The 24,936-nt window shown below is 67.4% G+C and carries 29 protein-coding genes and 1 tRNA gene; 16 read left to right on the forward strand and 14 right to left on the reverse strand.

What is annotated here, in order from left to right; all coding sequences use genetic code 11:
- The first annotated feature begins 183 nt into the window (after positions 1–183).
- The 8 genes from ACE3TQ_RS20155 to ACE3TQ_RS20190 are packed head-to-tail and all read left to right on the forward strand — an operon-like array spanning position 184 to position 7,465.
- The gene (locus tag ACE3TQ_RS20155; RefSeq protein WP_374584318.1) at positions 184–1,218 is read left to right on the forward strand and encodes a hypothetical protein; all 1,035 of its coding nucleotides are present in this window, start codon (positions 184–186) and stop codon (positions 1,216–1,218) included.
- The gene (locus ACE3TQ_RS20160) at positions 1,215–1,649 is read left to right on the forward strand and encodes a hypothetical protein (RefSeq protein ID WP_374584320.1); all 435 of its coding nucleotides are present in this window, start codon (positions 1,215–1,217) and stop codon (positions 1,647–1,649) included. The genes ACE3TQ_RS20155 and ACE3TQ_RS20160 overlap by 4 nt, the downstream gene beginning before the upstream one ends.
- Positions 1,639–2,199 (forward strand): TadE/TadG family type IV pilus assembly protein, encoded by a 561-nt coding sequence (locus tag ACE3TQ_RS20165; RefSeq protein WP_374584322.1) that lies wholly within the window; start codon positions 1,639–1,641, stop codon positions 2,197–2,199. The genes ACE3TQ_RS20160 and ACE3TQ_RS20165 overlap by 11 nt, the downstream gene beginning before the upstream one ends.
- 23 nt (positions 2,200–2,222) lie before the next feature.
- Complete coding sequence (locus ACE3TQ_RS20170; protein ID WP_374584324.1) at positions 2,223–3,398, forward strand: CpaE family protein; 1,176 nt, start codon at positions 2,223–2,225, stop codon at positions 3,396–3,398.
- Positions 3,399–3,410: 12 nt separating this feature from the next.
- A complete protein-coding gene (locus ACE3TQ_RS20175; RefSeq protein ID WP_374584326.1) occupies positions 3,411–4,754 on the forward strand; it encodes a CpaF family protein in 1,344 nt (447 codons plus the stop codon).
- 10 nt (positions 4,755–4,764) lie between these two features.
- Entirely contained in the window at positions 4,765–5,748 is a 984-nt protein-coding gene (locus tag ACE3TQ_RS20180) for a type II secretion system F family protein (protein WP_374584328.1), read from the forward strand.
- Complete coding sequence (locus tag ACE3TQ_RS20185; RefSeq protein ID WP_374584330.1) at positions 5,745–6,671, forward strand: type II secretion system F family protein; 927 nt, start codon at positions 5,745–5,747, stop codon at positions 6,669–6,671. Before ACE3TQ_RS20180 ends, ACE3TQ_RS20185 begins: the two co-directional genes overlap by 4 nt.
- 8 nt (positions 6,672–6,679) lie before the next feature.
- Entirely contained in the window at positions 6,680–7,465 is a 786-nt protein-coding gene (locus ACE3TQ_RS20190) for a LytR C-terminal domain-containing protein (RefSeq protein WP_374584332.1), read from the forward strand.
- A gap of 32 nt (positions 7,466–7,497) precedes the next feature.
- Here the strand turns inward: ACE3TQ_RS20190 and ACE3TQ_RS20195 are convergent, their stop codons facing one another.
- The 3 genes from ACE3TQ_RS20195 to ACE3TQ_RS20205 form a co-directional block, all read right to left on the reverse strand.
- A complete protein-coding gene (locus ACE3TQ_RS20195) occupies positions 7,498–8,259 on the reverse strand; it encodes a GIN domain-containing protein (RefSeq protein ID WP_374584334.1) in 762 nt (253 codons plus the stop codon).
- Between the two features lie 34 nt (positions 8,260–8,293).
- Positions 8,294–8,491, reverse strand: a complete 198-nt coding sequence (locus ACE3TQ_RS20200) for a hypothetical protein (RefSeq protein ID WP_374584336.1) — start codon at positions 8,489–8,491, stop codon at positions 8,294–8,296.
- A 139-nt stretch (positions 8,492–8,630) separates the two neighbouring features.
- A complete protein-coding gene (locus ACE3TQ_RS20205) occupies positions 8,631–10,682 on the reverse strand; it encodes a TonB-dependent receptor plug domain-containing protein (protein WP_374584338.1) in 2,052 nt (683 codons plus the stop codon).
- 114 nt (positions 10,683–10,796) lie between these two features.
- Here ACE3TQ_RS20205 and ACE3TQ_RS20210 point away from each other — a divergent pair, with 114 nt between their 5' ends.
- On the forward strand, positions 10,797–11,822 hold the full coding sequence (locus ACE3TQ_RS20210; protein WP_374584340.1) for a sensor histidine kinase: 1,026 nt from the start codon (positions 10,797–10,799) through the stop codon (positions 11,820–11,822).
- Positions 11,819–12,574 carry a LytR/AlgR family response regulator transcription factor gene (locus tag ACE3TQ_RS20215; protein ID WP_374584342.1) on the forward strand — a complete coding sequence of 252 codons (756 nt, stop codon included), beginning with the start codon at positions 11,819–11,821 and terminating at the stop codon, positions 12,572–12,574. Before ACE3TQ_RS20210 ends, ACE3TQ_RS20215 begins: the two co-directional genes overlap by 4 nt.
- Here the strand turns inward: ACE3TQ_RS20215 and ACE3TQ_RS20220 are convergent.
- Genes ACE3TQ_RS20220 through mscL form a run of 4 tightly spaced genes read right to left on the reverse strand, consistent with a single transcriptional unit; the run spans position 12,571 to position 15,926 of the window.
- Positions 12,571–13,647 (reverse strand): tartrate dehydrogenase, encoded by a 1,077-nt coding sequence (locus tag ACE3TQ_RS20220; protein WP_374584344.1) that lies wholly within the window; start codon positions 13,645–13,647, stop codon positions 12,571–12,573. The genes ACE3TQ_RS20215 and ACE3TQ_RS20220 overlap by 4 nt on opposite strands.
- Positions 13,644–14,336, reverse strand: coding sequence for a DUF2461 domain-containing protein (locus ACE3TQ_RS20225; protein WP_374584346.1), 693 nt, complete (start codon positions 14,334–14,336; stop codon positions 13,644–13,646). The genes ACE3TQ_RS20220 and ACE3TQ_RS20225 overlap by 4 nt, the downstream gene beginning before the upstream one ends.
- A gap of 2 nt (positions 14,337–14,338) precedes the next feature.
- On the reverse strand, positions 14,339–15,469 hold the full coding sequence (locus ACE3TQ_RS20230; protein ID WP_374584348.1) for a trypsin-like peptidase domain-containing protein: 1,131 nt from the start codon (positions 15,467–15,469) through the stop codon (positions 14,339–14,341).
- Positions 15,470–15,500: 31 nt separating this feature from the next.
- Positions 15,501–15,926, reverse strand: a complete 426-nt coding sequence (mscL, locus tag ACE3TQ_RS20235; RefSeq protein ID WP_374584350.1) for a large conductance mechanosensitive channel protein MscL — start codon at positions 15,924–15,926, stop codon at positions 15,501–15,503.
- A gap of 206 nt (positions 15,927–16,132) precedes the next feature.
- Between mscL and petA the strand changes: the two genes are divergently transcribed.
- The 6 genes from petA (at position 16,133) to ACE3TQ_RS20265 (ending at position 20,321) form a co-directional block, all read left to right on the forward strand.
- A complete protein-coding gene (gene petA, locus ACE3TQ_RS20240; RefSeq protein ID WP_374584352.1) occupies positions 16,133–16,741 on the forward strand; it encodes a ubiquinol-cytochrome c reductase iron-sulfur subunit in 609 nt (202 codons plus the stop codon).
- Positions 16,742–16,744: 3 nt separating this feature from the next.
- Positions 16,745–18,157: a cytochrome bc complex cytochrome b subunit gene (locus ACE3TQ_RS20245; protein ID WP_374584354.1), complete on the forward strand. Its 1,413-nt coding sequence runs from the start codon at positions 16,745–16,747 to the stop codon at positions 18,155–18,157.
- 35 nt (positions 18,158–18,192) lie between these two features.
- The gene (locus ACE3TQ_RS20250; protein WP_374584356.1) at positions 18,193–18,957 is read left to right on the forward strand and encodes a cytochrome c1; all 765 of its coding nucleotides are present in this window, start codon (positions 18,193–18,195) and stop codon (positions 18,955–18,957) included.
- A gap of 112 nt (positions 18,958–19,069) precedes the next feature.
- On the forward strand, positions 19,070–19,681 hold the full coding sequence (locus tag ACE3TQ_RS20255) for a glutathione S-transferase N-terminal domain-containing protein (protein WP_130316072.1): 612 nt from the start codon (positions 19,070–19,072) through the stop codon (positions 19,679–19,681).
- 52 nt (positions 19,682–19,733) lie between these two features.
- On the forward strand, positions 19,734–20,219 hold the full coding sequence (locus ACE3TQ_RS20260) for a ClpXP protease specificity-enhancing factor (protein WP_374584359.1): 486 nt from the start codon (positions 19,734–19,736) through the stop codon (positions 20,217–20,219).
- 26 nt (positions 20,220–20,245) lie between these two features.
- A tRNA-Thr gene (locus ACE3TQ_RS20265) sits at positions 20,246–20,321 on the forward strand.
- A gap of 511 nt (positions 20,322–20,832) precedes the next feature.
- Here ACE3TQ_RS20265 and ACE3TQ_RS20270 read toward each other — a convergent pair.
- From ACE3TQ_RS20270 to ACE3TQ_RS20300, 7 genes are read right to left on the reverse strand one after another with little or no spacing between them, the layout of a single operon-like run.
- On the reverse strand, positions 20,833–21,309 hold the full coding sequence (locus ACE3TQ_RS20270) for a DoxX family protein (RefSeq protein ID WP_374584360.1): 477 nt from the start codon (positions 21,307–21,309) through the stop codon (positions 20,833–20,835).
- A gap of 22 nt (positions 21,310–21,331) precedes the next feature.
- Entirely contained in the window at positions 21,332–21,901 is a 570-nt protein-coding gene (locus tag ACE3TQ_RS20275; protein ID WP_374584362.1) for an alpha/beta fold hydrolase, read from the reverse strand.
- On the reverse strand, positions 21,894–22,658 hold the full coding sequence (locus tag ACE3TQ_RS20280) for a putative DNA-binding domain-containing protein (protein WP_374584364.1): 765 nt from the start codon (positions 22,656–22,658) through the stop codon (positions 21,894–21,896). Before ACE3TQ_RS20280 ends, ACE3TQ_RS20275 begins: the two co-directional genes overlap by 8 nt.
- The gene (locus ACE3TQ_RS20285) at positions 22,655–23,473 is read right to left on the reverse strand and encodes a DUF692 domain-containing protein (protein WP_374584366.1); all 819 of its coding nucleotides are present in this window, start codon (positions 23,471–23,473) and stop codon (positions 22,655–22,657) included. Before ACE3TQ_RS20285 ends, ACE3TQ_RS20280 begins: the two co-directional genes overlap by 4 nt.
- A 20-nt stretch (positions 23,474–23,493) precedes the next feature.
- Positions 23,494–23,769 carry a hypothetical protein gene (locus ACE3TQ_RS20290; protein ID WP_374584368.1) on the reverse strand — a complete coding sequence of 92 codons (276 nt, stop codon included), beginning with the start codon at positions 23,767–23,769 and terminating at the stop codon, positions 23,494–23,496.
- Positions 23,770–23,787: 18 nt separating this feature from the next.
- Positions 23,788–24,567, reverse strand: coding sequence for an alpha/beta fold hydrolase (locus ACE3TQ_RS20295; protein ID WP_374584370.1), 780 nt, complete (start codon positions 24,565–24,567; stop codon positions 23,788–23,790).
- Positions 24,564–24,836 carry a DUF2282 domain-containing protein gene (locus ACE3TQ_RS20300; RefSeq protein ID WP_374584372.1) on the reverse strand — a complete coding sequence of 91 codons (273 nt, stop codon included), beginning with the start codon at positions 24,834–24,836 and terminating at the stop codon, positions 24,564–24,566. The genes ACE3TQ_RS20295 and ACE3TQ_RS20300 overlap by 4 nt, the downstream gene beginning before the upstream one ends.
- Positions 24,837–24,936: the final 100 nt, after the last annotated feature.

Below are 24,936 nucleotides of genomic sequence, written 5' to 3' on the forward strand. Positions count from 1 at the left end.
CGCGACCCCCCCCCCCCGGGCGCCCCCCCCCCCGGGGGGCGGGCCCGGGGCGGCGGGGGGGGCGCCGCCCGGTGGGGGGGCGGGGGGGGGGCCGCCCCCCCCCCCCCCCCCCCCCACGGCCCCTGGCTGTCGTACGACGCGGCGCAGCTGGCGCCGCTCGGCCTGCGCTATGCGCGCGTCGACATGGCGGCGCTGGGGGCCGCCTATACCGTGCTGTCCAGCCCCTTCGGCCGCCTGCTGGGCGGCAGCGCCGCCACCGCGCTGGACGTGTCGGCGGTGGCCGGCCCGAACGCGCTCCGCGTGCTGCCGCTGGCCATCTGCGCCCCCAGCAGCGTGGCGCAGGCCACGCGCGCCAATGGCGGCGGCGTCGACGAGATCGTGCAGTACGGCCTGCGCCTCGGCGTCGGCTACAACCTGCTGGCGCTGAACCCGGCCGCCGGCGCCGCCAGCGGCGAGTTCTTCCTGGTCGACCCGGCCAGCCCGCCCGGCAGCGTGGCCGTGGCGGCCAGTACCGACAACGCCAATGTGGCGCCGTTCATGTGCAGCGGCAAGCTGGCGTACACCACGCTGAGCGGCGCGCTCAACCTGCGCCGCATCAGTGCCAGCGGTTTCGGCCTGTGGCAGGAGCTGAACGCGCGCTTCGGCGCCGCCGGCGCGGCCTGCGACAGCTATTCGGCGCCGCCCGACAGCAATGTGCGCGAATACGTCGGCAGTGGCGCGAGCTGGATGAACTATGCGCCGCCGCAAGCGGCGGCCAGTTCCAGCACCCCGGCCGCCGGCAAGCCGCTGGCCAGCGTGGCCGACGGTGCGCCGCCATTGCCGGCGGTGGCGCCCGGCCAGTACGGCGCGTTGTGGGCGTATGGGCCGGCGCGCACGCCGGCCATGGCGCCTATCCTGAGCAGCAAGTGGAGCACGCTGTATCCGGCCAGCCCGGCGCTGGGCGCGCCGGGCTGGCCGACCAGCGGGCCGTACCACCTGGCGACCTACGGCACGGCGCCGCTGGGCGCGCTGGGCCGCAAGGAGCGCCGCCTGCTGCACGTGCCGCTGCTGGCGTGCCCGATCGCGGCCGGCACCCAGGTCACCGGGTCGGTGCTGGCGGTGGCGCGCTTCCTGCTGACCGCGCGCGCCACGGCCACGGTGGTGCCGGCCGAATTTGCCGGCATCCTGGGGGCGGCCGACCTCACGGCCCTCGGCACCGACGTGGAGCTGCTGCAATGAAGCGCCGCACCAGCCGCGGCGCGGCCATGATCGAGCTGGCGGCCGTGCTGGTGGCCTGCAGCATGATGCTGATGGCCTGCCTGAACTACGGCCGGCTGGCGATGGAGGGCGCGGTGCTGGACCGCGCGGCCGCCGACGCGGCGCGCTACCTGGCCGCGCTGCCGCCGGAGGAATTGCGCGACAGCGCGCGGCGCGGCGTGGTGCTGGCCAATGCCCAGGCCATGCTGGAGCAGGTGCTGCAGGACTCGGGCCTGCAGGTGCTGGACCTGCAGACCAGCTACCTGTGCGGCGCCGACACCTGCGCCATGGTCACGTCCAGCAATCCGCTGGCATCGATGACGGTGATCGCCGTGCTGCAGTACCGCGACGACTGGTTCGGCAGCGGCACCCTGGAACTGCGCGCGCAGGCGGAGGCCAGCCGTGGCAAATGAACGTGCCCGCCAGCGCGGCGCCACCCTGGTCGAATTCGGCCTGGCCCTGCCGCTGCTGCTGTTGCTGCTGCTGGCGCTGATCGAGTACGGCCGCCTGATGTTCCTGCGCAATGCGGTGCAGGAAGTGAGCCGGCGCGCCGCGCGCGCCGCCGCGCTGACCGATTTCAGCGATGCGGCCGCCATGCAGCAGCTGCGCCTGCGCGCGCTGCTGCGCGGCGACCAGGATGCGCTGCCGCTGGCGCCGCAGGTCGGCAGCGCCAATATCCGCATCGACTACCTGTGGATGGATGCCGCCGGCAACCTGCAGCCATTGCCGCTGCTGCCGGCCTGCCCGCTGGCCAACCGCATCAACTGCGCCCGCGAGGCGCAAGGCGCCAGCTGCATCCGCTTCGTGCGCGTGCGCTTGTGCGGCAGCGGCCCCGGCTGCCCGCCGCTGGCGTACCAGCCGCTGGTGCCGGGCATCCCGGTGCCGGACAGCCTGCCGCTGGCCAGCACGCTGGCGCCGGCTGAATCGCTGGGCTATGTGCCGGGCCAGGCACCGTGCCCCTGAACCCAGCAAGCAAAGGAGGTCGCATGAAAGCACTGTTGATCAGCCATGATGAGCAATTGCAGGCCGAGGTGGCGGCGCAAGGGTCGGCGCGCCTGCCGGTACTGCAGTTGTCTGCCACGCGGCGCGACCTGCGCGACGCGCTCGAGCGCCTGCTGCCGCAGCCGCCGGAACTGGTGCTGTTCGACGCCAGCACGGTGGAGCCGGCGCAGGCCGAGCTGCTGGAGCCGCTGGCGCGCCACTACCCGGACGCCTCCTTCATCCTGCTGACGCGCGCGCCGCAGCACGAGCTGCTGATCCGCGCCATGCGGGTCGGCATGCGCGAAGTGCTGCCGCTGCCGCTGGTGCACCGCGCGCTGCACGAGGCGCTGGACCGGATCGAGATCGAGCGCGGCGTCACCGCCATGCGCGAGGGCAAGGCGCTGGCCTTCATCTCGTGCAAGGGCGGCAGCGGCGCCACCTTCCTCGCCACCAATTTCGGCTATGCGCTGGCGGCGCTGGCCGGGCGCAAGGTGCTGCTGCTCGACCTGCACGGCCAGTTCGGCGACGCCACGCTGTATGTGTCGGACCAGAAGCCGGCCATGACCCTGTCCGACATCTGCAGCCAGATCGGGCGCCTGGACGCCGCCTTCCTCGAATCGTGCCTGGTGCACGTGGCGCCCGGCTTCGGCGTGCTGGCGGCGGCCGACGACCCGGCCCTGGCGGTGCAGATGAAGCCGGACCATATCGACGCCATCCTGCGCGTGGCGCGCCAGCACTACGACTACGTGCTGCTGGACGTGGGGCGCCAGATCGATGCGCTGTCGCTGCGCGCGCTGGACCAGTCGGACGTGATCTACCCGGTGCTGCAGCTGGCGCTGCCCGACATCCGCGACGGCCGCCGCCTGCTCGACATCTTCCGCTCGCTCGGATACCCGGCCGAGCGCACGCGCCTGATCGTCAACCGGTACGAGAAGGGCGGCAAGCTGCGCCTGGCCGACCTGGAGCAGGCGCTCGGGGTCGACGTGCTGCACACCGTGCCCAACGACTACCTGGCCGCCACCGATTCGGTCAACCAGGGCGTGCCGCTGCTGCAGCTGGCGCGCAGCAGCCCGGTGGCGCGCAGCCTGGCCGAACTGGTGGAGGCGGTCACCGAGCGCCGCCTGCCGGAAAGCAAAGGCCTGTTCGACCGCCTGTTCGGGCGCGCCGAAACCGAGCATTGAAAGGAGCTTGCCATGAGTTTGCGCGAAAGCCTGGCCCTGGCCAGGGAAGAGCATGCCGGCGCCAGCGCGCCGGCGCTGGCCGACGGTGCCTACCAGGAGCTGAAGAAGTCGATGCACCAGATGATCCTGGAGCGCATCGACCTGGAGCGCCTGAAGCGCCTGACGCCGGAGCAGTTCAAGCATGAACTGGCGCTGCTGGTGGCGCGCATCGTCGACGACGAACGCATTGCGCTGAACCAGGGCGAGCGGCACAAGCTGGTGCTCGACATCCAGCATGAGATGCTGGGCTTCGGCCCGCTCGAGCCGCTGCTGGCCGACCCCGGCGTGTCGGACATCCTGGTCAACACCCACGCCCAGGTGTACGTCGAGCGCACCGGGCGCCTGGAGCTGACCGGCATCACCTTCCACGACAATGCGCACCTGATGAAGATCATCGAAAAGATCGTCTCGCGCGTCGGGCGGCGCGTGGACGAATCGAGCCCGATGGTGGACGCGCGCCTGCCGGACGGCTCGCGCGTCAACGCCATCATCCCGCCGCTGGCGGTGGACGGGCCGATCCTGTCGATCCGCCGCTTCGCCGCGCAGCCGCTGTCGATGGACAAGCTGCTCGAGTTCAAGAGCCTGACGCCGCCCATGGCGGAAGTGCTGAAGGCGCTGGGCCAGGCGCGCCTGAACATCCTGATCTCGGGCGGCACCGGCAGCGGCAAGACCACACTGCTGAACGTGCTGTCCGGCTTCATCCCGGCCAGCGAGCGCATCGTCACCATCGAGGACGCGGCCGAACTGCAGCTGCGCCAGCCGCATGTGGTGCGCCTGGAAACCCGCCTGCCGAACGTGGAAGGCAAGGGCGAGGTGACGCAGCGCGCCCTGGTGCGCAACGCGCTGCGCATGCGGCCCGACCGCATCATCCTGGGCGAGGTGCGCGGGGCGGAAGCGATCGACATGCTGCAGGCCATGAACACCGGCCATGAAGGTTCGTTCGCCACCATCCACGCCAACTCGCCGCGCGACGCGCTGTCGCGCCTGGAGAGCATGGTCGGCATGGCCGGCGCCAACCTGACGGCGCGCACGGCGCGCCAGCAGATCTGCTCGGCGATCTCGGTGGTGATGCAGCTGTCGCGCCTGACCGACGGCACGCGCAAGCTGGTCAGCCTGCAGGAGGTGACCGGCATGGAGGGCGACACCGTGGCCATGCACGAAATCTTCCACTTCGAGCAGACCGGCGTCGATCCGCAGGGCCGGGTGCTGGGCCACTACTACGCGACCGGCGTGCGGCCGCGCTTTGCCGAGCGGCTGCGCATGTTCGGGGTGCCGGTGGCGGACAGCCTGTTCGACCCGGGCCGGGTCTACGAATAGGGAGGCCGGCATGGAACTGGATGTCGCCTGGAGCGCTTTTGCCGTGCTGCTGTTCGCGGCCGTGATCTGCCTGTGCGAAGGGGCCTGGCTGTGGTGGGGCAGCAACCACGGCCACGGCGCGCGCCGCATTGCGCGCCGCCTGCGCCTGATGTCGGGCCGCACCGACAGCGCGGGCGCCAGCATCAGCATCCTCAAGGAGCGCCGCTATGCGGCGGCGCCGGCGCTGGACCGCCTGCTGCGGCGCGTGCCGCACATGGCGCTGCTGGACCGGCTGCTGCTGCAGGCCGGCCTGCGCTGGCAGGTGGAGCGCTTCCTGCTGGTGCAGGGCCTGGCCCTGCTGGCTGCCTGGCTGCTGCCGGCCATGCTGCGCCTGCCGGCGGCGGCGGCCAGCGTGGCGGCCGGGCTGTGCTGCGCCGCGCCGCTGGCCATGCTGCTGCGCGCGCGCGCCGCGCGCATCCGCCGCATCGAGGAGCAGCTGCCGGAAATGGCCGACTTCCTGGCGCGCGCGCTGCGCGCCGGCCACTCGTTCGCCAATGTGATGCAGATGGCGGGCGACGAGGTGGCCGAGCCGCTGGGCGCCGAGTTCCGCGCCACCTATGAGGAAGTCAATTACGGCGTGACCATGCACGACGCCCTGCACAACCTGGCGGGGCGGGTGCCGCTGACCGATTTGCGCTACCTGGTGATCGCCGTGCTGATCCAGCGCGAATCGGGCGGCAACCTGGCCGAGCTGCTGGACAATGTGTCGCGCATGACGCGCGCCCGCCTGCAGCTGCTGGCCCAGGTGCGCGTGCTGTCGGCCGAAGGCCGCATGTCGGCCTGGATCCTGACCCTGATGCCGCTGGCCATGCTGGCCGCCATGCAGGTGACCAATGCCCGCTACAGCGCGGTGCTGTGGCAGGACCCGGCCGGCCAGCGCCTGCTGTGGTACGGCGCCGGCGCCATCGTGCTGGGCGCGTTCTGGATGCGCCGCATCGTCAAGGTGCGCGCATGAGCGGCGCCGACATCGTGGTCCTGCTGCTGGTCTTCCTGGTGGTGGCCAGCCTGGCCATGTGGGCCATGCTGGCGCTGTCCAGCGGTCCTTTGCGCGAGCGCCTGAAGTCGTTCACCGCCGCGGCGCCGGGCGCGCCGCTGGCGGGCCAGGGCGAGTGGATTGAAAAAGTGGCGCGCGTGGCGGAGCCGTTCAGCCGCCTGTCGCTGCCGGAAGAAGGCTGGGAGCGTTCCGCCCTGCGCACGCGCTTCATGAACGCCGGCTGGCGCCACCCCCTGGCGCCGCGCCTGTACTTCGCCGCCAAGACCGTGCTGGCCCTGGGCCTGCCGGCCTTGCTGGCGCTCGTGGCGGGGCGCAGCAACCAGTTGCTGCTGCTGTTGTGCGCGAGCGCCGCGCTTGGCTACTACCTGCCGAACGGCGTGCTGGCGCGCCGCGCGCAGCGCCGCCAGCGCGACATCTTCGAATGCCTGCCCGATGCGCTGGACCTGCTGACCATCTGCGTCGAGGCCGGCCTGAGCATGGAGCGCGCCCTGGGCAAGGTGGCCGGCGAAATCCACATCAAGAGCCTGGCGCTGGCGCAGGAGCTGCAGCTGGTGCTGATGGAGATGCGCGGCGGCTTCTCCAAGGAGCGCGCCTTGCGCAATTTCGCCCTGCGCAGCGGGGTGGAGGATGTCGACGCGCTGGTGGCCATGCTGGTGCAGGCCGAGCGTTTCGGCACCAGCATGGGCGATTCGCTGCGCGTGCATGCCGATAACCTGCGCCGCAAGCGCGCCGTGGTGGCGCAGGAGGCGGCGGCCAAGGTGGCGCTCAAGCTGCTGTTCCCGCTGATCTTCTGTATTTTCCCGGCGCTGATGATCGTGCTGCTCGGTCCGGCGTCCATCCAGCTCAAGACTGTGCTCAAGCCCGCGGTGCATGCCGGGCGTTAGGAGGCCGTATGCGTAAGACGATGGTGCTGGCCTGCGCTGCCGCGCTGGCCGCGTGCAGCTGGCCGGTGGCCGCGCCACCGCCGCCGCATCCCATGCCCAGCGCGCCGCGCGCGCCGGCGCTGCAGGCGCTGGCGGAGCAGGGCCGCTATGCAGAAGTGATCGCGCTGCTGGAGGCGCAGGCCGCCGGCGGCCAGCCCTCGGCCGGCTTGCTGGGCAACCTGGGCTACGCCTACTACCTGGACGGGCGCCTGTTGCCGGCGCAGGCGGCGCTGGAGCGCGCCTGCCTGCTGGAGCCGGGCAATGCGCTGGCCTGGGAGCGCCTGGCGGCGCTGCTGGAGGCGACCGGCGACAGCGCCCGCGCGCTGGAAGCCATGCGCCATGCGCGCACGCTGCGCGAGCTGGCGCCGGCGCCCGCACCGGCAGCAACGCCGGCTGCGCCGGCCGCCGATCTGTGGCCCGCCGACCTGGCGCGCGTGGAAGTGCGCCAGGTCAGCGCCGGCCTGGTGGAGGTGGCGCGCGTGCCGGCACGCGGCGCGGCGGGCGCCCTGCGGCTGGAGGTCAGCAACGGCAACGGCGTGCGCGGCATGGCGGCCGACATGGCGCGCCGGCTGCGGGCCGGCGGCATGCAGGTGGTACGGCTGAGCAATACGCTGCCCTTCAATGTGCAGGAAACGCGGGTGGAAGTGCGCGGCCAGGGCGAGCCGCAACTGCGCATCGTGCTCGGCAAGGACATGGCGCCAGGCGGCGCGGGAATAAAAAAACCGCCTGCGTGGGGCAGGCGGCAAGCACCGTGAAACAATTCACGAGTTGGTGGGAAATCGTTACATCAGTTCCAGGACACGCTGCCCAGGCCGCGCGCCGTCGACTGGCGGTTGGCCGGCTTGCCGTAGACCGTGGCCGAACCCATGCCGCTCAGGCGCAGGTTGGCGGAGGTTTTCGCGTTGAACGAGGCGCTGCCCAGGCCGGTCATATCGGCGTCCACGTTCTCGCTGTGCAGCTGCTTCGCATCGAGGCTGCCGATGCCGCCCAGCTTGGCGTACAGGTTCTTGCTCTGGCCCGAGATCGAAATCTGGCCCGCGCCTTTCAGGTTCAGGTCCACGGTGTCGGCCTGGGTCTCGCTGACCGACATGCTGCCCACGCCGGTCAGGCGCGCATCGACTTTCTTGAAGCGCGAGGCCATGTTCACGGAGCCGGCGCCTTCCAGGGAGAGGCGCACTTCGTCGCCGTCGAATCCCCGCACCTCGGCCGAACCGACGCCGGCCGACACCAGTTCGCGCAGCTGGGGCAAGGTCAGCTCTGCTTTCAGGTTGCGGCTTCCCATGTGGATGCCGCGCATATTCTCGGTACCGATGCGGATGGTGTCGCCATTCTGCGTGACGGTAATTTTCTGGATATAGCGCTTGTCGCCCGAGACCACCAGCGCTGGCGCGCCTTGCTTCAGCTTCAGGTCCACAATCCCGTCCAGTACAACTTTCACAGCGCGGCCGTCAACAGTGCGTGCTTCGGTAATGATCTCGTCCGCGCGGGCGGCGCCGCCGGTGGCCAGCAGGGCCGCGGTGATCAGCGAGGCGGTGAAGAACTTTTTCATGTTGGGGCTCCGTGAAAGGATAAGGTGGTGCGATTTACAGTGCAGCTTTTTCAGCGGCGGTCAGGCGTTTGGCTTTGACCGTCACCACTGGCATTGCGGCCACGTCGGCTTTGGCGACCACGGCGGCGGGGGCGCTCGCTTTCAGCGGGGCGGCGGCGGTGGCGAAGCCGGTGGCGCCGACCAGGGCGACTGCAGCAAGGAAGATGAATTCCATGTTTTTGGCGATGTTCATTTTGCTCTCCATTCGGTTGGGTTAAGTTCATTTCGTCTTTCGATGGTTGAACTATAGAGATGTGCGGCGTCAAGCACTATCGGCTTGCGACGAAATGCAAAAAACGCGACCTGAAATGCAGGAATCCCGGTGCGACGCATCAAATCGGCAGTTCCAGCTGCAGGCGCAGCGCGCGCGCCGTGCTCTCGCTGCTGCTGCGCCGCCCGCCGGCGCCGTAGTGGTCGATGCGCCGCGTCTCGCCGGCCAGCGCATTCGCGATTGCAAGCCGCCATTGCGCGCCGCCGCCCGGCTTCCATAGCAGGTACACATCAAGCTGGCGGGTCGGGGCGCGCTCGCCCAGTACCAGCGCGCTGCTGCGGGCGCGGGCGCCGCCCTGGTAATTGAAACTGAGGCCGCTGCTCCAGGCCGCACCGGCGCGCCAGTCGAAGGCCAGGTTGGCGGTGAGCGGCGCCTGGCTGGCCAGGCGGTTGGCGGGGCGCGGCAGGGCGTCGACGCGCGACCAGTTGCGGCCAAGGCTGGCGCGCAGGTCCAGGCTGGGGCCGAGCGGGCGGCGCAGGTCGAACTCGAGGCCCCAGGTGGCGGCGCGGCCGGCATTGAACGGGCTTGCGACCCAGGCGCCGCCGTCTTCGAACAGGCGGTTGAGCGTGACGTTGTCGATGCGGCGGGCGTAGCCCGTGACGCTGAATGTGCCGTCGCCGGCCAGCGCGGCCTCGAAACTGCTGTCCAGGCCCCAGGCCAGCTCCGGCTGGAGGGCCGGGTTGCCTTCCACATCGGGATTGGCGGCATTGTTGTCGTTATTGATCGTGTAGCGGCGCGGGACGAGATCGCGCGGCGGCGGCGCCTTGTAGGTGCGCGACAGCGCCAGCCGGACCTGGCGCTGGCCGGGCAGCTTCCACAAGCCTTGCAGCACCGGGCTCCACACCGCGCTGTGCTGGCCGCTCCCGGCCGCGCCGCGTGCCGCCACGTCGGTGCGCCAGCCCTCCCAGCGTAGCCCGAAGTACGCCTGCAGTTCCGTGCCGGGCTCGAACTCGTCCTGGGCGTACAGCGCCAGGCGCCGCACCTGGGCCGTATACGCCTGGTCCAGCAGGAAGGCATGGGGCGCCGCATCCTGTTGCAGGCGCGATTCGGCACGCCGCAGGGCGGCGGCGTCCCAGCCGACGGCGATGCGGTGGTGCTCGCCCAGCGGCGCCGTGTACTTGCCGCTGCTGCTGGCGGTGCGGTCGGTAGCCGCCGCCGCCACGCTGCGCACCAGCTGCGGCGCCAGCGCCCGGTCAAAGCCGCGGAACAGGTAGTCGCTGTCGCGCGTGTTGGCGGAATAGCCGGCCTTGAGCGCCAGCCGGCCCGCTTCGCCGACGGGGCTGGACCAGCCGAGTTCACTGCGCAGGGAATGGGAGCGCGCCGCGTAGCTGGTGAAGGCGAGCGGCGAGCGGGTGCTCGGTCCGGCCAGCGTTGTTTCGTGCTGGCTGCCCGTGCTGTCCATGCGGCTGTCCTCGTACAGCGCGCTCCAGGACAGGCTGGTGCCGGGGCGCGGCGTCCAGCCCAGGCGCGGCGCCAGCGTCGCCCGCGTGGCCGTGGCGGGCAAGCTGGCGTCGAACAGGCGCACTGCTGCGCTGGAATGGTCTTCGATGTGCAGGTGGTCCACGCGCTTGCTGTGTTCGGCCGTGGCGGCCAGGCCATACGCCAGCTCGGCGCCACGGCTGTCCCATTGCAGCACCGCCGACGGGTTGGCCGCGCCCTGCCGCCGTTCGACGGCGCCCTTGAAGTTGCGCTGGGCGCGCTGCGGCACCCGGCGCAGCACAATATTGATGCTGCCGGCAATGGCCTGGGCGCTGCTGTCGGCGCCGGGACTGCGCATGATCTCGATGCGCTCCACCATTTCCGGCGACAGGGTGTCGATGGCAAAACCGGGCGGCGCCGGGTCGCCATTGAGCAGGACCTGGGTGTAGCCGGCGCCCAGGCCGCGCATGCGTACTTCGCTGCCATTCATGGACAAGCCGGGCAGGCGCTGCAGGCTGGCGCCCAGGCTGCCGTCGCCAAAGCGCAGCACTTCCTCGCGCCCCAGCACCAGCTTGCCGGCGGTATCGTCGCGGCGCAGGGCGAGGGCGGAGGCACGGATTTCCACTTGGGGTGGGGCGGGTTCGGCGGCGAAGGCAGTGCTGGCGCCGAGCAGCAGCAGGGTCATGGTTTTCATGGCTGCGTAGTGTAGGCAGGTCGCCGCCGCGGCGCCGCTGCCGTGTGACGAAATGGGCCGCCCGCGTGACGGGCGGCGCCGGACGGGGTGCCGCGCGCCGGTATACTGCGCGGCATGAGAACTGCACGCTTTTTCCCAACGCTGGCGGCCAGCGTCGCCGTCTGGAGCGCGATCTGCGTGATCGGCGCGCTTTCGTCCTACGGCTCGGCCTTGCAACAGGGCGGCAACCCATCCTATCCGGCGCTGCTGGGCAGCTGGCTGGCGGTCCATGCGCTGATGATGGTGTTTACCGCCGCGCTCTACCTGGCCTTGCAGCGCTGGCCGCAGGCGCTGGCCCGGCCGCGCAGCATCGGCGTCGTCTACCTGCTGGTGCTGCTGCTGTTCCTGCCGCTGGAATTGCTGTTCGTCGCGCTGCAGGGCAAGTTCGGCCTGTTCAGCGCCTTCCTGGAGCTGGCCTGGACCACGTTCACCTACGTCACCGTGGTCGGTTTGCGCCTGTGGCAGCAGCAGCGCGCGCGCGAGAGGGATTTCCTGACCTTGCAGCTGCAACTGGAACAGCAGCGCCTGGCCGCGCTGCGCGGCCAGCTGGAACCGCATTTCATCTTCAACGCCTTGAACGCGATCAGCGCGCTGGTGCGGATGGACGACAAGGCGCTGGCCCTGACCGGCATCAGCCGCCTGAGCGGCCTGCTGCGCTATGCGCTGGCGGCCAGCACGCGCGACTGGGTGGCGCTGGAGGAGGAGCTGCAATTTGTGCGCGACTACCTGGCGCTGCAAGGCATGCGTTATGGCACGCGGCTGCAGGTGCGCTTCGAGGGCGACCAGGGCGCGGTGCTGGCGGCCGATTGCCCGCCGCTGCTGCTGCAGCCGCTGGTGGAGAACGCCCTGCGCCACGACCTCGATTGCCACGACGGCGCCGGCGATATCCATCTCGCTTTCGCGCAGCAGGGCGAGCAGCTGCATATCCGCATCAGCAACGCCGTGCGCGAGGTGGCGCCCAATCCCGGCCTGGGCCTGGGGCTGCGCAATACGGCGGCGCGCCTGCGCCTGGCCTGCGGGCCGGCCGCCTCGCTGCACACCGTGCGCGAGAACGGGCGCTTCACCGCCGACATCCGCCTGCCGCTGGAGCGCGCCGCGTGAAGATCCGCGCCCTGATCGTGGACGACGAGGAGCCGGGCCGCATCAACCTGCGCTACGGCCTGGCCGCGCATGGCGGCTGGGAAGTGGCGGCGGAGTGCGCCAGCGCGGCGGCCGCGCGCCGCGTGCTGGCCGCGCAGGAAATCGACGTGCTGTTCCTCGATATCCAGATGCCGGGCGACAGCGGCCTGGCGCTGGCGCGCGAACTGGCCGCGCTGGAGGCGCCGCCGCTGGTGGTGTTTGCCACCGCCTACAATGCGCACGCGATCGAAGCCTTCGAGGTGCATGCGCTGGACTACCTGCTCAAGCCATTCGACGACCAGCGCCTGGCGCAAGCGCTGGCACGCGCCGCCGCCATGCTGGAGCAACGCCAGCGCGCAGCGTACGGCCGCGCCTTGCGCGCCTTTTCCGCCCCGGCGCCGGCCTACCTGCAGCAGCTCAATGTGCGTTCGGTCGGTCGCATCGAGTGCGTGCAGGTGGAGGAAGTGCTGTGGATTGAAGCGGCCGGCAATTATGTCGAGCTGAGGCTGGCGCAGCGCCGCGTGCTGCACCGGGTGCCGCTGCGCCGCCTGGAGCAGCACCTGGACCCGGCCCAGTTCCTGCGCGTGCATCGCAGCGCCCTGGTGCGCTGCCGCGAGATCGCGCGGCTGGAGAAGGATGGCGAGGGCGGCAGCCAGCTGCTGCTGCGCTGCGGCGACCGCGTTGCCGTCAGCGAGCGTTACCTGGCAGCCGTCAAGGCGCGCGTGGCGGCTTAAACCAGGGCGGCGATGGCGCTGCCCATCTCGCTGGTGGAGGCGCTGCCGCCCATGTCGGGCGTGCGCGGACCCTGCACCAGCACGGTCTCGATGGCGCGCATGATGGCGTCGTGCGCCTGGGTGTAGCGGGCGTCGCCGTTGCCGAGGAAGTCGAGCATCATGGCACCTGACCAGATCATGGCCACCGGGTTGGCGATGTTTTTGCCGTAGATGTCGGGCGCTGAGCCGTGCACCGGCTCGAACAGGGAGGGCAGGGTGCGCTCCGGGTTCAGGTTGGCTGAAGGGGCGATGCCGATGGTGCCGGCGCAGGCCGGCCCCAGGTCGCTCAGGATGTCGCCGAACAGGTTGGAGGCGACGACCACATCGAAACGCTCTGGGCTCAGCACGAAGCGCGCCGCCAGGATGTCGACGTGGTACTGGTCCCAGCGCACGTCCGGATAGTGCGCCGCCATCGCCTTCACCCGCTCGTCCCAGTAGGGCATGCTGATGGCGATGCCGTTCGACTTGGTGGCGGAGGTCAGGTGCTTTTTCGGGCGCGACTGCGCCAGCTCGAAGGCGAACTGCAGGATGCGGTCCACGCCTTTGCGCGTGAACACGGCTTCCTGCAGCACGGTTTCGCGCTCGGTGTTTTCGAACAGGCGGCCGCCGACGGCCGAGTATTCGCCTTCCGTATTCTCGCGCACCACGTAGAAGTCGATATCGCCCGGCTGCTTGCCGGCCAGCGGGCAGGGCACACCCGGCATCAGGCGCACCGGGCGCAGGTTGACGTACTGGTCGAACTCGCGCCGGAACTTGAGCAGCGAGCCCCATAGCGAAATATGGTCGGGCACCGCGTCCGGCCAGCCTACCGCGCCGAAGTAGATCGCATCGAAGCCCTTCAGCTGGTCGAACCAGTCGGGCGGCATCATCTGGCCGTGCTGCATGTAGTAGTCGCAGTTGGCCCACTCGAAGGTGGTGAATTCGAGCGGCAGGCCGAAACGCGCGGCGGCGGCGTGCAGCGTGCGCAAGCCCTCCGGCATCACCTCCTTGCCGATGCCGTCGCCGGCGATGACGGCGATGCGGTGGGTGCTCATGCGGCCTCCGTATCCTCGACCGGGGCCGAACGCATCCACTGCACCAGCGGCCAGGCATCCTTGAAGGCGTCGGCGATCAGCGGCAGCAGCTGTTCCGGCTTGTTGAGCGGCAGTTTGACTTCCTGGTAGACGAAGAAGCTTTTCAGCTTGATGAATTCGATGTGCTCATGCCCCGCATCGAAGCCCTTGGGCGGACGCTGCAGCTTGTGCTCCTCGGTGATGGAGCCGTAGCGCGCCTTGAGCGCCTTGTTGTTGAGCGCCTTGCGGAAGCCGGCCGCGTCGTTGACCATATGGTTGCGCAGCGCCTTCAGGCGGTGCGGCGGCGGCAGGTATTCGCCGGCGCCGATGCCCAGCACCCCGTCCGGGCTGACCTGGAAGTACCAGGTCGGGCCGCCCGCCATGCTCGGGCGGCGCATGTCGTTGGGCGCGATGGCGGCCGAGAAGTGGGTCTTGTAGGGGCTCTTGTCGTGGGCGAAGCGCACGTCGCGGTTGATGCGGAACATGGCCTTCTTCGGGTTGCAGAACTTGACCTGGGCATCGAACTTGCCCAGTTCGGCGATGACCTGGGTCACCAGCTCCAGGAATTCTTCGCGCAGGATGTCGTAGCGCGGCTTGTTCATGACGAACCAGGGGCGGTTGTTGTTGTCGGACAGTTCGCTCAGGTAGCGGGTCAGGTCGCGCAGGTGCATGGTTATTTCTTGGCGAGGGGGCGTTTGCCCACCGTGAGTTGGAGATCGCTTTCGCGGCTCTTGCGCAGGATGCGCATGGTGGCCTGGCCGCCCGGCGTCAGCTGGGCGATCAGGTTCAGCATTTCATTGGTGTCTTTCACCGGCTTGCCGTCCACCGACAGCAGGATGTCGCCGGGGCGCATGCCGGCCTTGTCGGCCGGGCCGTTGCGCACCACGCCGGCGATGATGGCGCCCGAGTCGCGCTGCAGGCCGAAGCTGTTGGCCAGCTCCGGCGTGATTTCCTGCGATTCGACGCCGATCCAGCCGCGCACCACGTGGCCGTCCTTGATGATGGCTTCCAGCACGGTGCGCGCGGTACTGACCGGGATGGCGAAGCCGATGCCGACCGAGCCGCCGGTCTGCGAGTAGATGGCCGAGTTAATGCCGAGCAGGTTGCCCTGGGTGTCGATCAGGGCGCCGCCCGAGTTGCCGAAATTGATGGCGGCGTCGGTCTGGATGAAGTTCTCGAAGTGGTTGATGTGCAGGTTGTTGCGGCCCAGGGCGGAAATGATGCCCATGGTGACCGTCTGCCCCACGCCGAAGGGGTTGCCGATGGCCAGCACCACGTCGCCCACCTTGGCCTGCTCCACCTGGCCCAGGGTCACGGCGGGCAGCTTGTCGAGGGTGATGCGGATTACGGCCAGGTCGGTTTCCGGGTCGGTGCCGACCAGGGTGGCGGGCGCCTTGCGCCCGTCCGGCAGCACCACCTGGATTTCCTCGGCCGCTTCCACCACGTGGTAATTGGTCAGGATATAACCCTGGGTGCTGACGATGACGCCCGAGCCCAGGCTGTTCTGGTCGTCCTCCTCTTCCCGTTCGAAGAAGCGCTTGAAGAACGGGTCGCGCGCCAGCGGGTGGCGCTTGCGCACCGCCTTGGTGGTGAGGATGTTGACCACGGCCGGCATGGCGCGGCCGGCCGCCACGCGGTAAGAGCCGGGCGAGGGCGGCAGGCTGGCATCGGCCAGCGCCGCCCCGCGCAGGGCGGGCGGCGCGCCCACGGCGGCGGGGCCGGGCCGCTGCACCGCCGTATAGACAAAGTACAGTGCCAATGCGATGGTCACCGTTTGTGCAAACAATAACCAGAGTTTTCGCATGGCTGCTGTGCTACAAAAAGGAGGTTAACTCCTATTTTCGCAAAGAATCGCGAATTTCGCGCAGCAGCACGATATCTTCCGACGGCGGTGCCGGTTCGGCCGGGGCCGCTGCCGGGGCCTCATCGCGCCGCAATTTGGCCACCAGGCGCACCATCTGGAATATGACGAAGGCCAGAATGATGAAATTGAGCAAAATGGTAAAGAAATTGCCGTAAGCCAATACCGCGCCCAGCTTTTTCGCTTCCGCCAGGCTCAGATTGGCGGCCTGGCCATTCAGGGGCAGGTAATAATTGGCGAAATCGAGGCCGCCAAGCAACATACCGATCGGCGGCATGATGACATCGGCCACCAGCGAATCGACAATCTTGCCGAAGGCGGCACCAATGATGACACCGACCGCCAGGTCGATCACATTGCCTTTCATGGCAAATTCTTTAAATTCTTGCAACATCGCCATAACATATTCTCCGAAAAAGTTCATGGATTTGCATCAACTTTGCGGGAAAAATATGGAACACGCAAGGGGCCGCAAAGTGGGGACGGCTTGGCGCATTGCAAGGTTTTGCTTTAATTCGTGTCTTCACTCCTTTATAATTTAAGGTTGCTAGAAGCTTTGTTAACTGTCTAATAAAGATTTCAGATTTTTGACTGATTGGGGTTAGTATGAGTAACGAAAAGCAGGTCGATTCCAGCCGTCGCGGGCTGCTCGTCGCCACGTGTGCGGCGGGTGGTGTGGTCGGTTTGGGCGCCACTGGCGCCCTGGTAAGCACGTTCCAGCCCTCCGAGCGCGCGAAAGCCGCCGGCGCACCGGTTGAAGTGGATATCTCCACGCTGCAGCCGGGCGAAATGAAAACCGTCGAATGGCGCGGCAAGCCAGTCTGGATCCTGAAGCGTACGCCCGATATGGTCGAGTCGCTGAAGAAGACCGAAGGCGCCGTGGCCGACCCCAAATCCGAGCGTACCCCGGACATGCTGACGCCGGAATACGCCCGCAATCAGTACCGCTCCATCAAACCTGAAATCCTGGTCGCCGTGGGCATTTGCTCGCACCTGGGTTGCTCGCCTTCCTCCAAGTTCCAGACCGGCGCCCAGCCGTCGCTGCCGGACGACTGGGCCGGCGGCTTCCTGTGCCCATGCCACGGTTCCACCTTCGACATGGCCGGCCGCGTGTTCAAGAACAAGCCGGCCCCGGACAACCTGGAAGTGCCGCGCCACATGTACCTGGGCGACTCCAAGCTGGTTATCGGTAAAGACGAGAAAGGCGAGGCATAATCCATGGGCGCTTTCAAGGAAACCAAATTCCCGGCCGATGCACCGGCCGCACAAAAGGCACTGGGCTGGGTCGACGACCGCTTCCCGCTGACCAAACTGTGGAACGACCAATGGGGTAAATACTACGCCCCGAAAAACTTCAACTTCTGGTACATCTTCGGCTCGCTGGCCATGCTGGTGCTGGTGCTGCAGATCGTCACCGGCATCTTCCTGACCATGCACTACAAGCCGGACGCCAACCTGGCGTTCGCCTCGGTCGAATACATCATGCGCGAAGTGCCATGGGGCTGGCTGGTGCGTTACATGCACTCGACCGGCGCTTCGGCCTTCTTCATCATCGTCTACCTGCACATGACCCGCGGCCTGATGTACGGTTCCTACCGCAAGCCGCGCGAGCTGATCTGGCTGTTCGGTTTCGCCATCTTCCTGTGCCTGATGGCCGAAGCGTTCTTCGGCTACCTGCTGCCATGGGGCCAGATGTCGTACTGGGGCGCGCAGGTGATCGTCAACCTGTTCGGCGCCATCCCGCTGATCGGCCCTGACCTGTCGCTGTGGATCCGTGGTGACTACGTGGTGTCCGACGCCACCCTGAACCGCTTCTTCGCCTTCCACGTGATCGCCATCCCGCTGGTCCTGCTGGGCCTGGTGGCGGCGCACCTGATCGCCCTGCACGAAGTCGGTTCGTCCAACCCGGACGGCATCGAAGTGAAGGAAAACCTGGGCCCGGACGGCCACCCGGTCGATTCCATCCCGTCGCACCCGTACTACACCGTGCACGACCTGTTCGGCGTGTCGGTGTTCCTGACCATCTTCTCGGCCGTGGTGTTCTTCGCGCCGGAAATGGGCGGCTACTTCCTGGAATACAACAACTTCCTGCCAGGTGACTCGCTGAAGACCCCGCCGCACATCGCGCCGACCTGGTACTTCACGCCGTTCTACTCGGTGCTGCGCGCCACCACCGCCGACTTCATGTGGGTGCTGATGGCGGCCACCGCGGCCTACGTGTCGTTCGTCTGGCTCAAGTCCAAGCTGTCCTTCATGACCAAGTCCATCATCGCCGCGATCGCCCTGGTGGCCATCATCGGCATGTTCCCATGGGCGCTGGACGCCAAGTTCTGGGGCGTGGTGTTCTTCGGCGGTTCCGTGGTGATCCTGGCCTTCCTGCCATGGCTCGACCACTCGCCGGTGAAATCGATCCGCTACCGTCCGCAAGGCCACAAGTACCTGTACCTGGGCCTGGCGATCGCGTTCGTCACCCTCGGTTACCTGGGCGTGCAGGCGCCTAGCCCGGTCGGCACCATCGTGTCGCAAGTGGCTACCCTGTACTACTTTGCGTTCTTCCTGCTGATGCCATGGTGGAGCACCATGGGCACGTTCAAGAAAGTGCCGGACCGCGTCACTTTCCATCCGCACTGATCGACCAAGCAGAACGCTAAGCAAAGGACTACATAATGATCTTTTCCAAGAAACTGCTGGCCCTCCTGGCCCTGGTACCTGCGCTGGCCTTCGCCAGCGGCGGCGGCCACCCACTGGACAAAGCACCGGACCGTTCGCACAATATGGCTGCCCTGCAAAACGGCGCCAAGCTGTTCGTGAACTACTGCCTGAACTGCCACAATGCGTCGAGCATGCGCTACAACCGCCTGCGCGACCTGGGCCTGACCGAAGAGCAGATCAAGAACAACCTGCTGTTCACCGGCGAAAAAGTGGGCGAGCTGATGACCACCGCCATGCCGGCCAAGGATGCCAAGGCCTGGTTCGGCACCGTGCCGCCCGACCTGTCCGTGATCGCCCGCGCCAAAGCCGGTCCGGACGGCTCCGGCGCCGACTACCTGTACACCTACCTGCGTACCTTCTACAAGGACGAGACCCGTCCGACCGGTTTCAACAACCTGGTGCTGCCGAACGCGGCAATGCCACACGTGTTGTGGGACCTGGAAGGCGTGAAGGCAGCCAAGTTTGAAGAAGTGGCTGACCCGCACGACGCAAGCAAGAAGATCCACAAATTCGCGGGCTTCGAGCAGGTGAGCAAGGGCAGCATGACCAAGCTGGAATACGACACCGCCGTGGCCGACATCGTCGGCTACATGGAGTGGATGGCCGAGCCAGCCGCCCAGAAGCGCAAGCAGCTGGGCGTATGGGTGCTGATCTTCATGACTATCTTCGCGACCCTGGCATGGCGCCTGAACGCGTCGTACTGGAAAGAAGTCAAATAATCGCGTGCGCCGGTTCGCCGGCGCGTGTTTGCGCCGCCGGGACTGTGCCGGCGGCCCAACTGGGGTGAACCGTTCGCGGTCTCGCCCCCTTTGTTTCTAAGGAACTAGGAAAATGATGGTTCTCTATTCGGGCACCACGTGCCCATTCTCCCAGCGCTGCCGCCTGGTCCTGTTTGAAAAAGGCATGGACTTTGAAGTGCGCGATGTTGACCTGTTCAACAAGCCGGAAGATATTTCGACCATGAACCCATACGGCCAGGTACCGATCCTGGTCGAGCGTGAACTGATCCTGTACGAGTCGAACATCATCAATGAGTACATCGACGAGCGCTTCCCGCACCCGCAGCTGATGCCGGCCGACCCGCTGATGCGCGCCCGTGCCCGCCTGATGCTGTTCAACTTCGAGAAGGAACTGTTCGTGCACGTGCACACGCTGGAAAGCGAGCGCAACAAGGCGAACGACAAGAGCCACGACAAGGCGCGCGCGGAAATCCGCGACCGCCTGACCACGCTGGCGCCGCTGTTCCTGAAGAACAAGTACATGCTGGGCGACGAGTTCTCCATGCTGGACGTGGCCGTGGCCCCGCTGCTGTGGCGCCTGGACCACTACGGCATCGAGCTGTCGAAGACCGCGGCGCCGCTGATGAAGTACGCCGAGCGCATCTTCTCGCGCCCGGCCTACATCGAAGCGCTGACTCCATCCGAGAAAGTAATGCGCCGTTAATGCGGCTCCTGCGGCGCGCCTTTGCGGCGCGCCGCAACTTATAGTTGTGAACATGGCAGAAATCTCCACCAAGCCCTATATGCTGCGCGCCATTTACGAATGGTGCACCGACTGCGGCTATACCCCCTACCTGGCTGTCAAAGTCGATGGCGCGACCCAGGTGCCGATGGAATACGTCAAGAAAGGTGAGATCGTCCTGAACATCAGCTTCGGCGCCACCTCCGGCCTGAAGATGGATAACGACGCGATCCACTTCCACGCCCGCTTCGGCGGCGTGTCGCGCGAAATCTACGTCCCGGTCAATAATGTGATGGCGATCTACGCCAACGAAAACGGCCAGGGCATGGCGTTCGAGCCGCTGCTGGACCAGGCGCCGGCGCCGAAAGCACCGGCCCCGGTGGAAGAGGCGGCGCCCGCGCCGACCCTGGCATCGGTGCCGACCGCGTCCGCCCCGCGCAGCACCGACGACAATGGTCCGGACGATGGCGGCGAGCCGCCAAAGAAAGGCGGCCGTCCTACACTGACACGCATTAAATAGCGTATAATCGCGGCGAAAGTTTTACAGCCGGCTTAGCTCATCAGGTAGAGCAGTTGATTTGTAATCATCAGGTGGCGGGTTCGAGTCCTGCAGCCGGCACCAATAAAATCAAAGGGCTACAGCTTCTAAGGCTGTAGCCCTTTGTCATTCTGGGGGTATTTGCTGCATTTTCGCCGCCGAAAGGGCTATCCAACCCGAGTCAAAACACTCAAGTCGACGCGGGAAGCCGAAGATTGGGCGTCCGGGGGCGAGACTTATGTGACCAAGGATACCCTTCGGACATTTCCCAACGCCTTAAAGCAGGTCATTAGCCTAGGAGAGCGGATGCGCTTTGCGCGATCCCGCGGCAAGATGTCATGGTTGCGGGTGCTGGGGTTGTCCAAAGACATCGACTTCAGCCTTTCACATCAAAATTATCTGACATTCGGATATACACGATATATCTGATATTCGAGTATTTCCGTTTTATCTGAGATCCAGTAGGCCATATGTCGAAGCAGCGCCCAAAAATAGTCCCATGGCCGCGGCACCTCTGGTAGAGCGCCGGAAGTTGGCGATTGCCCGAGCGCGGCCGCCGGCCAATGACCCGCTCCACCTGAGACCGCTATCTCGATCAGCGATGGCGTTTGATCCAATGATCGAGACTAATCGTACCGCCGCCATTGGCGATCAGCGGCAGCAGCAAGGCGGCCCAGCTGAGGTGGGTTGGCCAGGCTTGCGGATAGACGAAAAGCTGGATGACGGCGGTCATGCCGAGCAGCCCCAGGGCTGCGGTGCGGGTGAACAGGCCAGCGACCAGGAGCATTGGCAGCGCGTGTTCGGCGAACGTGGCCAGCTGGGCGGCAAGCTCGGGTGGGATCAGGGGCAGCATGTATTCGTACTGGAACAGCTGCAGCGTTGACTCTTTCAGCGTGAACCAGCCTTCTACTTTGGTGCGGCCGGAGAGAAAGAAGATGGCAGCCACCGCGAGACGTGCGGCCAAGAGTTGGAGCGAGGCGGGCAGCAGGCGCGCGGCGAGGGCGGGCAGGGCAGCGGGGTCGGTGGCTGGGGCATTGGCCGGGGCATTGGCCGGGGCGTAGCGGGTGTTCATGAGGTATCTCCTTTTCAGTGGATCAGGTGCGCCATTTGCCCTGGCGCGCCAGGGTGGCTGCCGCGTCGGCGATTTGTTGGGCGGCGGCATCGGCGGGAAGGGCGATTGTTGGGACTGCGGCCGCGTCGGCGGCGGGGCGCGCGCCAGGGCCGGCCAGGACCAGCCCGACTACGCGAGTGCGGCGTATTTGCGTGGTGGCTTCGGCCGCATGGGCGGCGTCGCCAGTGCCGACAAAGACGGCTTCGGGCATGTGGAGCTTGTCGATGAAGTCGATCAGGTCCTGGCCTAGCGTTTGCGGTGCGGCGTCACGCAGATGCGGCAGCAGGACCTGGAAGCCTTGGGCGGCAAGCAAAGCGGCAGTTTCGGCGTGCTGTTCGAGGCTTTGGCCGTGGCTGCGGGCGAGCACGATGGGGCGCCCGCTTTCCGGGCCGGCAGCGTGGTAGCCGGGTGCGTTGGCGACGGCGCGCAGGACGTCGGTGGCGCTGTGCAAGGGCAGCGCGGCATCCGCAAGGGCTGGTGCGAATGCGAGGCTGGCGGCGCCGGCAAGACCGGTCAGTGCCGCCAGCATGAAGAAGCGGCGTGATTCATTCATGATCGACTCCTGTAATCAGTTCACTGCCTAGCCAGTCGGCCAGCATGGCGCCGGCACTGGCGATGCCTTGTTCTTCGCCCAGGCGTTCGACCAGCAGGGCGCACAGGCCGGCAAAGCTGCCGTCGTTCCGCAAATGCGCCAGCGCGGCGTATTCAACGGCGTCCAGTGCGCGCAGGCAGGCGACGAAGCCGCGCCGCCAGACGAGCAGGCCGCCGGGGGCCGGCAGCATCTCGCCCTCGCAGGGGGCGCCGTCGCGCAGGGCGAACCAGAGGTCGGCTGCGTTGCTGCTGGCGGCGCGCAGGTGCATGGTAGGTGTGGCCTGCAGGCGCGCCTGGTCCCAGTCGACAGCGGCCAGTGCTTCGGCTGCGACCGGGGCGGCGTCGGGGCCGATGAAGGCCTGGCCCAGGGCGTGCTCGATCCAGGCCAGCTCGTGCAGGTCGGGATTGTCGGGGAAGAGCCTTTCCAGGGTGGCGCCGAAGCCGTCGGCGTAGGCGTCCAGCGTCCAGGCGTGCGGTGGGTGGGCGCTGATGTGCGCCGCGGCCGCGTGCAGGAAGGCTGGTTCGCCGATGAAGGCGCGCAGCAGGGGATAGCTCTCTTCCAGGCAGCCGACCAGCTGGGCGCGGTAGTTGTTCAGGTAGACAGCCTGGCCCAACGCGGTGCGGGCCGCGCTGCCCGCGGCCGCCTCGGGTTGCGCTGCGGCGGGCGCGTCGGCTGCCAGCATGGCGTGGAAGGTGCGCTGGGTGTCGGCCAGGTTCATGCTGCCTCCCGGTGCGCGGCCAGGCGGCGCGCTGTATCGAGTTCGGCCAGCAAGTCGGCCAGCGGCGGGATGTCGCCATCGCGCTCGATCATGGTGGCGGCGTTGCTGCAGCGGGCGATGGTTTGCGCGTAGAGCGTCCACACCGCATCGCACACGGCGCTGTCGTGGGTGTCGATGAGCAGGCCGTTGCCCTGGCTGTGGCCGGCCAGGTGGATCTGGCGCACGCGCTCCAGCGGCAGGCCGCGCAGGAAGTCCTGCGGGTCGAAGCCGTGGTTGCTGGCGCTGACAAAGACATTGTTCACGTCCAGCAGCAGGCCGCAGCCGGTGCGGCGCGCCATGGCGGCGATGAACTCCCATTCGCTCATGCTCGATTCGGCATACACCAGGTAGCTGGAGGGGTTCTCGACCAGCATGGTGCGCCCCAGCGCTTCCTGCGCGCGGTCGATGTTGTTGCAGATGATGTCGAGCGCCTCCTGCGTGTAGGGCAGCGGCAGCAGGTCGTGCGAGTTGAAGCGGCCGGTGCGCGACCAGCTCAGGTGGTCGGAGACGAACAGCGGATCGACTTCGTCCACCAGGGCGCGCAGGCGCGCCAGGTAGTCGGCGCGCAGGCCGTCGGCGGAGCCGAGCGACATCGACACACCATGCAGCGCCACCGGATAGCGCTGGCGCACGCGGCGCAGGATATCGCGCGGCTGGCCGCCAGCGACCATGAAGTTCTCCGAGATCACTTCGACGAAATCGACATCGACTTCGCCTTCCAGGAAATCGCGGTAGTGCTCGCGGCGCAGGCCGAGGCCAAAGCTGTGTGCATGCATGGTGTGCCTCCGTCAGTGGCTTACTTCTTCTCGGTCAGGGTGCCGCCCAGGGCCTTGCACTCGCTCGGGGTTTTCACCAGCACGCCGTGGCCCTTGCACTCGTTCAGGCCCTTGCAGTCGTTCTTCGAGGTGGCGCACAGGCTGGTGCCCTTGCAGGTGTTGATGCCGTAGCAGCGGCCCGGCTCTTCCTTGGCCTTTTCGGCGGCGAAGGCGGGCGCCGACAGGGCGGCGGAAGCGAGGGCGATCAGGGCGGCGGCGCCGGCCAGGCTGGCGCGCGATTTGGTGGTGATGGTCATGGCATTTCTCCTTTGGGTTTAAAGGACGCTGTTGGCAGCGTCTTCGATGACTTTCGCAACCGCTTCCGGCTGCGAGACTTGCACTGCATGGCTTGCCGCGATCTCGGTGACTTTGGCGCCGGCACGCTGGTACATCCAGCGCTGCAGCTCGGGGTTCAGCAGCCGGTCCTGGGTGGCGACGATGGCGTAGCTGGGCTTCTGGCGCCACATGGCGAACCAGCTTGGGGTGCCCATCAGCACATTGCTGACCGGGACCTGGGCGGCGGCCATGAAGTTGACGCGGTTCGGCGTCAGGTCGGCCGCCAGGTCGGCGTGGAAGGCCGCGCGGTCGTAGAACAGGAAGCCGGCGCGGTCGGGACGCGCACCTTCGCCGGCGCCGGGCATCGATGCCAGCAGCTGTTGCGAGTTCTCGCCGACTTCCGGCATCAGCGCGGCCACGTAGACCAGCGCCTTGACCTTGTCGCCGGTGGCGACGTTGGACACGACGGTGCCGCCGATGCCGCTGCCCACCACCACCACGTTGCCGAACTGCTGGAAGATCGCTTTGCGCGCAATGGCGATATCGTCATCGAGCGACGTGTGCGGCAGGTGGGCCACGGTCACGTTGAAGCCTTTCAGGCGCAGCGAGTCGTGCACCACGCGCCAGCTGGAGGCATCCAGGAAGGCGCCCGGCACGATGACGATGTTCTTTGCTGCCGTCGATGCCGGCGCCGGTGCCGGTGCCGCGGCAGGCCCGGCGGCGTGTGCGGCGGTGGCGGCCAGGGCCAGCGCGACTGCGCTTGCGAGGACGCGCTTCATTGCTTCACCGGCTTCAGCGAGCCGTAGCCTTTAGGGGTTTTGATGCTGGTGCAGGTGCCTTTTTCCACCAGCGTCCAGGCATCGCCCTGGTAATCGACTTTGGAGGTGCCGGCGCACGAGCTGCCCGGACCGGCCGAGCAATCATTCTGGCCTGCTTTGGAGACGCCGTAGCATTTCTCCATTTCTTTCTTGGGTTCAGCTGCGCCTGCGGCGGATGCGCACAGGGCGATGGCGAGGGTGGCTGCAATACCTGCGTAAGTGGTTTTCATAATCTTGGTTTCCTTGGTTAAGGTGTGACCAGATTACGGGGGCAGTGTGTATCGCTTGTGTCGGCCGCGTCGGGCCAGGTGGCGCCCAATGTATCTGGCG

The sequence above is a fragment of the Pseudoduganella sp. genome (assembly GCF_041914865.1).
In the GTDB taxonomy this organism is placed as follows: Bacteria; Pseudomonadota; Gammaproteobacteria; order Burkholderiales; family Burkholderiaceae_D; genus Rugamonas.

What these genes read in the sequence shown, in the direction of transcription:
- ACE3TQ_RS20170 (WP_374584324.1), top strand. Translation starts at nt 2,223, where the DNA reads ATGAAAGCACTGTTGATCAGCCATGATGAGCAATTGCAGGCCGAGGTG.
- ACE3TQ_RS20155 (WP_374584318.1), top strand. Translation starts at nt 184, where the DNA reads ATGGCGGCGCTGGGGGCCGCCTATACCGTGCTGTCCAGCCCCTTCGGC.
- ACE3TQ_RS20185 (WP_374584330.1), top strand. Translation starts at nt 5,745, where the DNA reads ATGAGCGGCGCCGACATCGTGGTCCTGCTGCTGGTCTTCCTGGTGGTG.
- ACE3TQ_RS20255 (WP_130316072.1), top strand. Translation starts at nt 19,070, where the DNA reads ATGATGGTTCTCTATTCGGGCACCACGTGCCCATTCTCCCAGCGCTGC.
- ACE3TQ_RS20230 (WP_374584348.1), bottom strand. Translation starts at nt 15,469, where the DNA reads ATGCGAAAACTCTGGTTATTGTTTGCACAAACGGTGACCATCGCATTG.
- ACE3TQ_RS20220 (WP_374584344.1), bottom strand. Translation starts at nt 13,647, where the DNA reads ATGAGCACCCACCGCATCGCCGTCATCGCCGGCGACGGCATCGGCAAG.
- ACE3TQ_RS20295 (WP_374584370.1), bottom strand. Translation starts at nt 24,567, where the DNA reads ATGAAGCGCGTCCTCGCAAGCGCAGTCGCGCTGGCCCTGGCCGCCACC.
- ACE3TQ_RS20180 (WP_374584328.1), top strand. Translation starts at nt 4,765, where the DNA reads ATGGAACTGGATGTCGCCTGGAGCGCTTTTGCCGTGCTGCTGTTCGCG.
- ACE3TQ_RS20205 (WP_374584338.1), bottom strand. Translation starts at nt 10,682, where the DNA reads ATGAAAACCATGACCCTGCTGCTGCTCGGCGCCAGCACTGCCTTCGCC.
- ACE3TQ_RS20210 (WP_374584340.1), top strand. Translation starts at nt 10,797, where the DNA reads ATGAGAACTGCACGCTTTTTCCCAACGCTGGCGGCCAGCGTCGCCGTC.
- ACE3TQ_RS20300 (WP_374584372.1), bottom strand. Translation starts at nt 24,836, where the DNA reads ATGAAAACCACTTACGCAGGTATTGCAGCCACCCTCGCCATCGCCCTG.
- ACE3TQ_RS20275 (WP_374584362.1), bottom strand. Translation starts at nt 21,901, where the DNA reads ATGAATGAATCACGCCGCTTCTTCATGCTGGCGGCACTGACCGGTCTT.
- ACE3TQ_RS20200 (WP_374584336.1), bottom strand. Translation starts at nt 8,491, where the DNA reads ATGAACATCGCCAAAAACATGGAATTCATCTTCCTTGCTGCAGTCGCC.
- ACE3TQ_RS20280 (WP_374584364.1), bottom strand. Translation starts at nt 22,658, where the DNA reads ATGAACCTGGCCGACACCCAGCGCACCTTCCACGCCATGCTGGCAGCC.
- petA (WP_374584352.1), top strand. Translation starts at nt 16,133, where the DNA reads ATGAGTAACGAAAAGCAGGTCGATTCCAGCCGTCGCGGGCTGCTCGTC.
- ACE3TQ_RS20190 (WP_374584332.1), top strand. Translation starts at nt 6,680, where the DNA reads ATGCGTAAGACGATGGTGCTGGCCTGCGCTGCCGCGCTGGCCGCGTGC.
- ACE3TQ_RS20290 (WP_374584368.1), bottom strand. Translation starts at nt 23,769, where the DNA reads ATGACCATCACCACCAAATCGCGCGCCAGCCTGGCCGGCGCCGCCGCC.
- ACE3TQ_RS20160 (WP_374584320.1), top strand. Translation starts at nt 1,215, where the DNA reads ATGAAGCGCCGCACCAGCCGCGGCGCGGCCATGATCGAGCTGGCGGCC.
- ACE3TQ_RS20175 (WP_374584326.1), top strand. Translation starts at nt 3,411, where the DNA reads ATGAGTTTGCGCGAAAGCCTGGCCCTGGCCAGGGAAGAGCATGCCGGC.
- ACE3TQ_RS20260 (WP_374584359.1), top strand. Translation starts at nt 19,734, where the DNA reads ATGGCAGAAATCTCCACCAAGCCCTATATGCTGCGCGCCATTTACGAA.
- ACE3TQ_RS20270 (WP_374584360.1), bottom strand. Translation starts at nt 21,309, where the DNA reads ATGAACACCCGCTACGCCCCGGCCAATGCCCCGGCCAATGCCCCAGCC.
- ACE3TQ_RS20225 (WP_374584346.1), bottom strand. Translation starts at nt 14,336, where the DNA reads ATGCACCTGCGCGACCTGACCCGCTACCTGAGCGAACTGTCCGACAAC.
- mscL (WP_374584350.1), bottom strand. Translation starts at nt 15,926, where the DNA reads ATGGCGATGTTGCAAGAATTTAAAGAATTTGCCATGAAAGGCAATGTG.
- ACE3TQ_RS20195 (WP_374584334.1), bottom strand. Translation starts at nt 8,259, where the DNA reads ATGAAAAAGTTCTTCACCGCCTCGCTGATCACCGCGGCCCTGCTGGCC.
- ACE3TQ_RS20250 (WP_374584356.1), top strand. Translation starts at nt 18,193, where the DNA reads ATGATCTTTTCCAAGAAACTGCTGGCCCTCCTGGCCCTGGTACCTGCG.
- ACE3TQ_RS20285 (WP_374584366.1), bottom strand. Translation starts at nt 23,473, where the DNA reads ATGCATGCACACAGCTTTGGCCTCGGCCTGCGCCGCGAGCACTACCGC.
- ACE3TQ_RS20245 (WP_374584354.1), top strand. Translation starts at nt 16,745, where the DNA reads ATGGGCGCTTTCAAGGAAACCAAATTCCCGGCCGATGCACCGGCCGCA.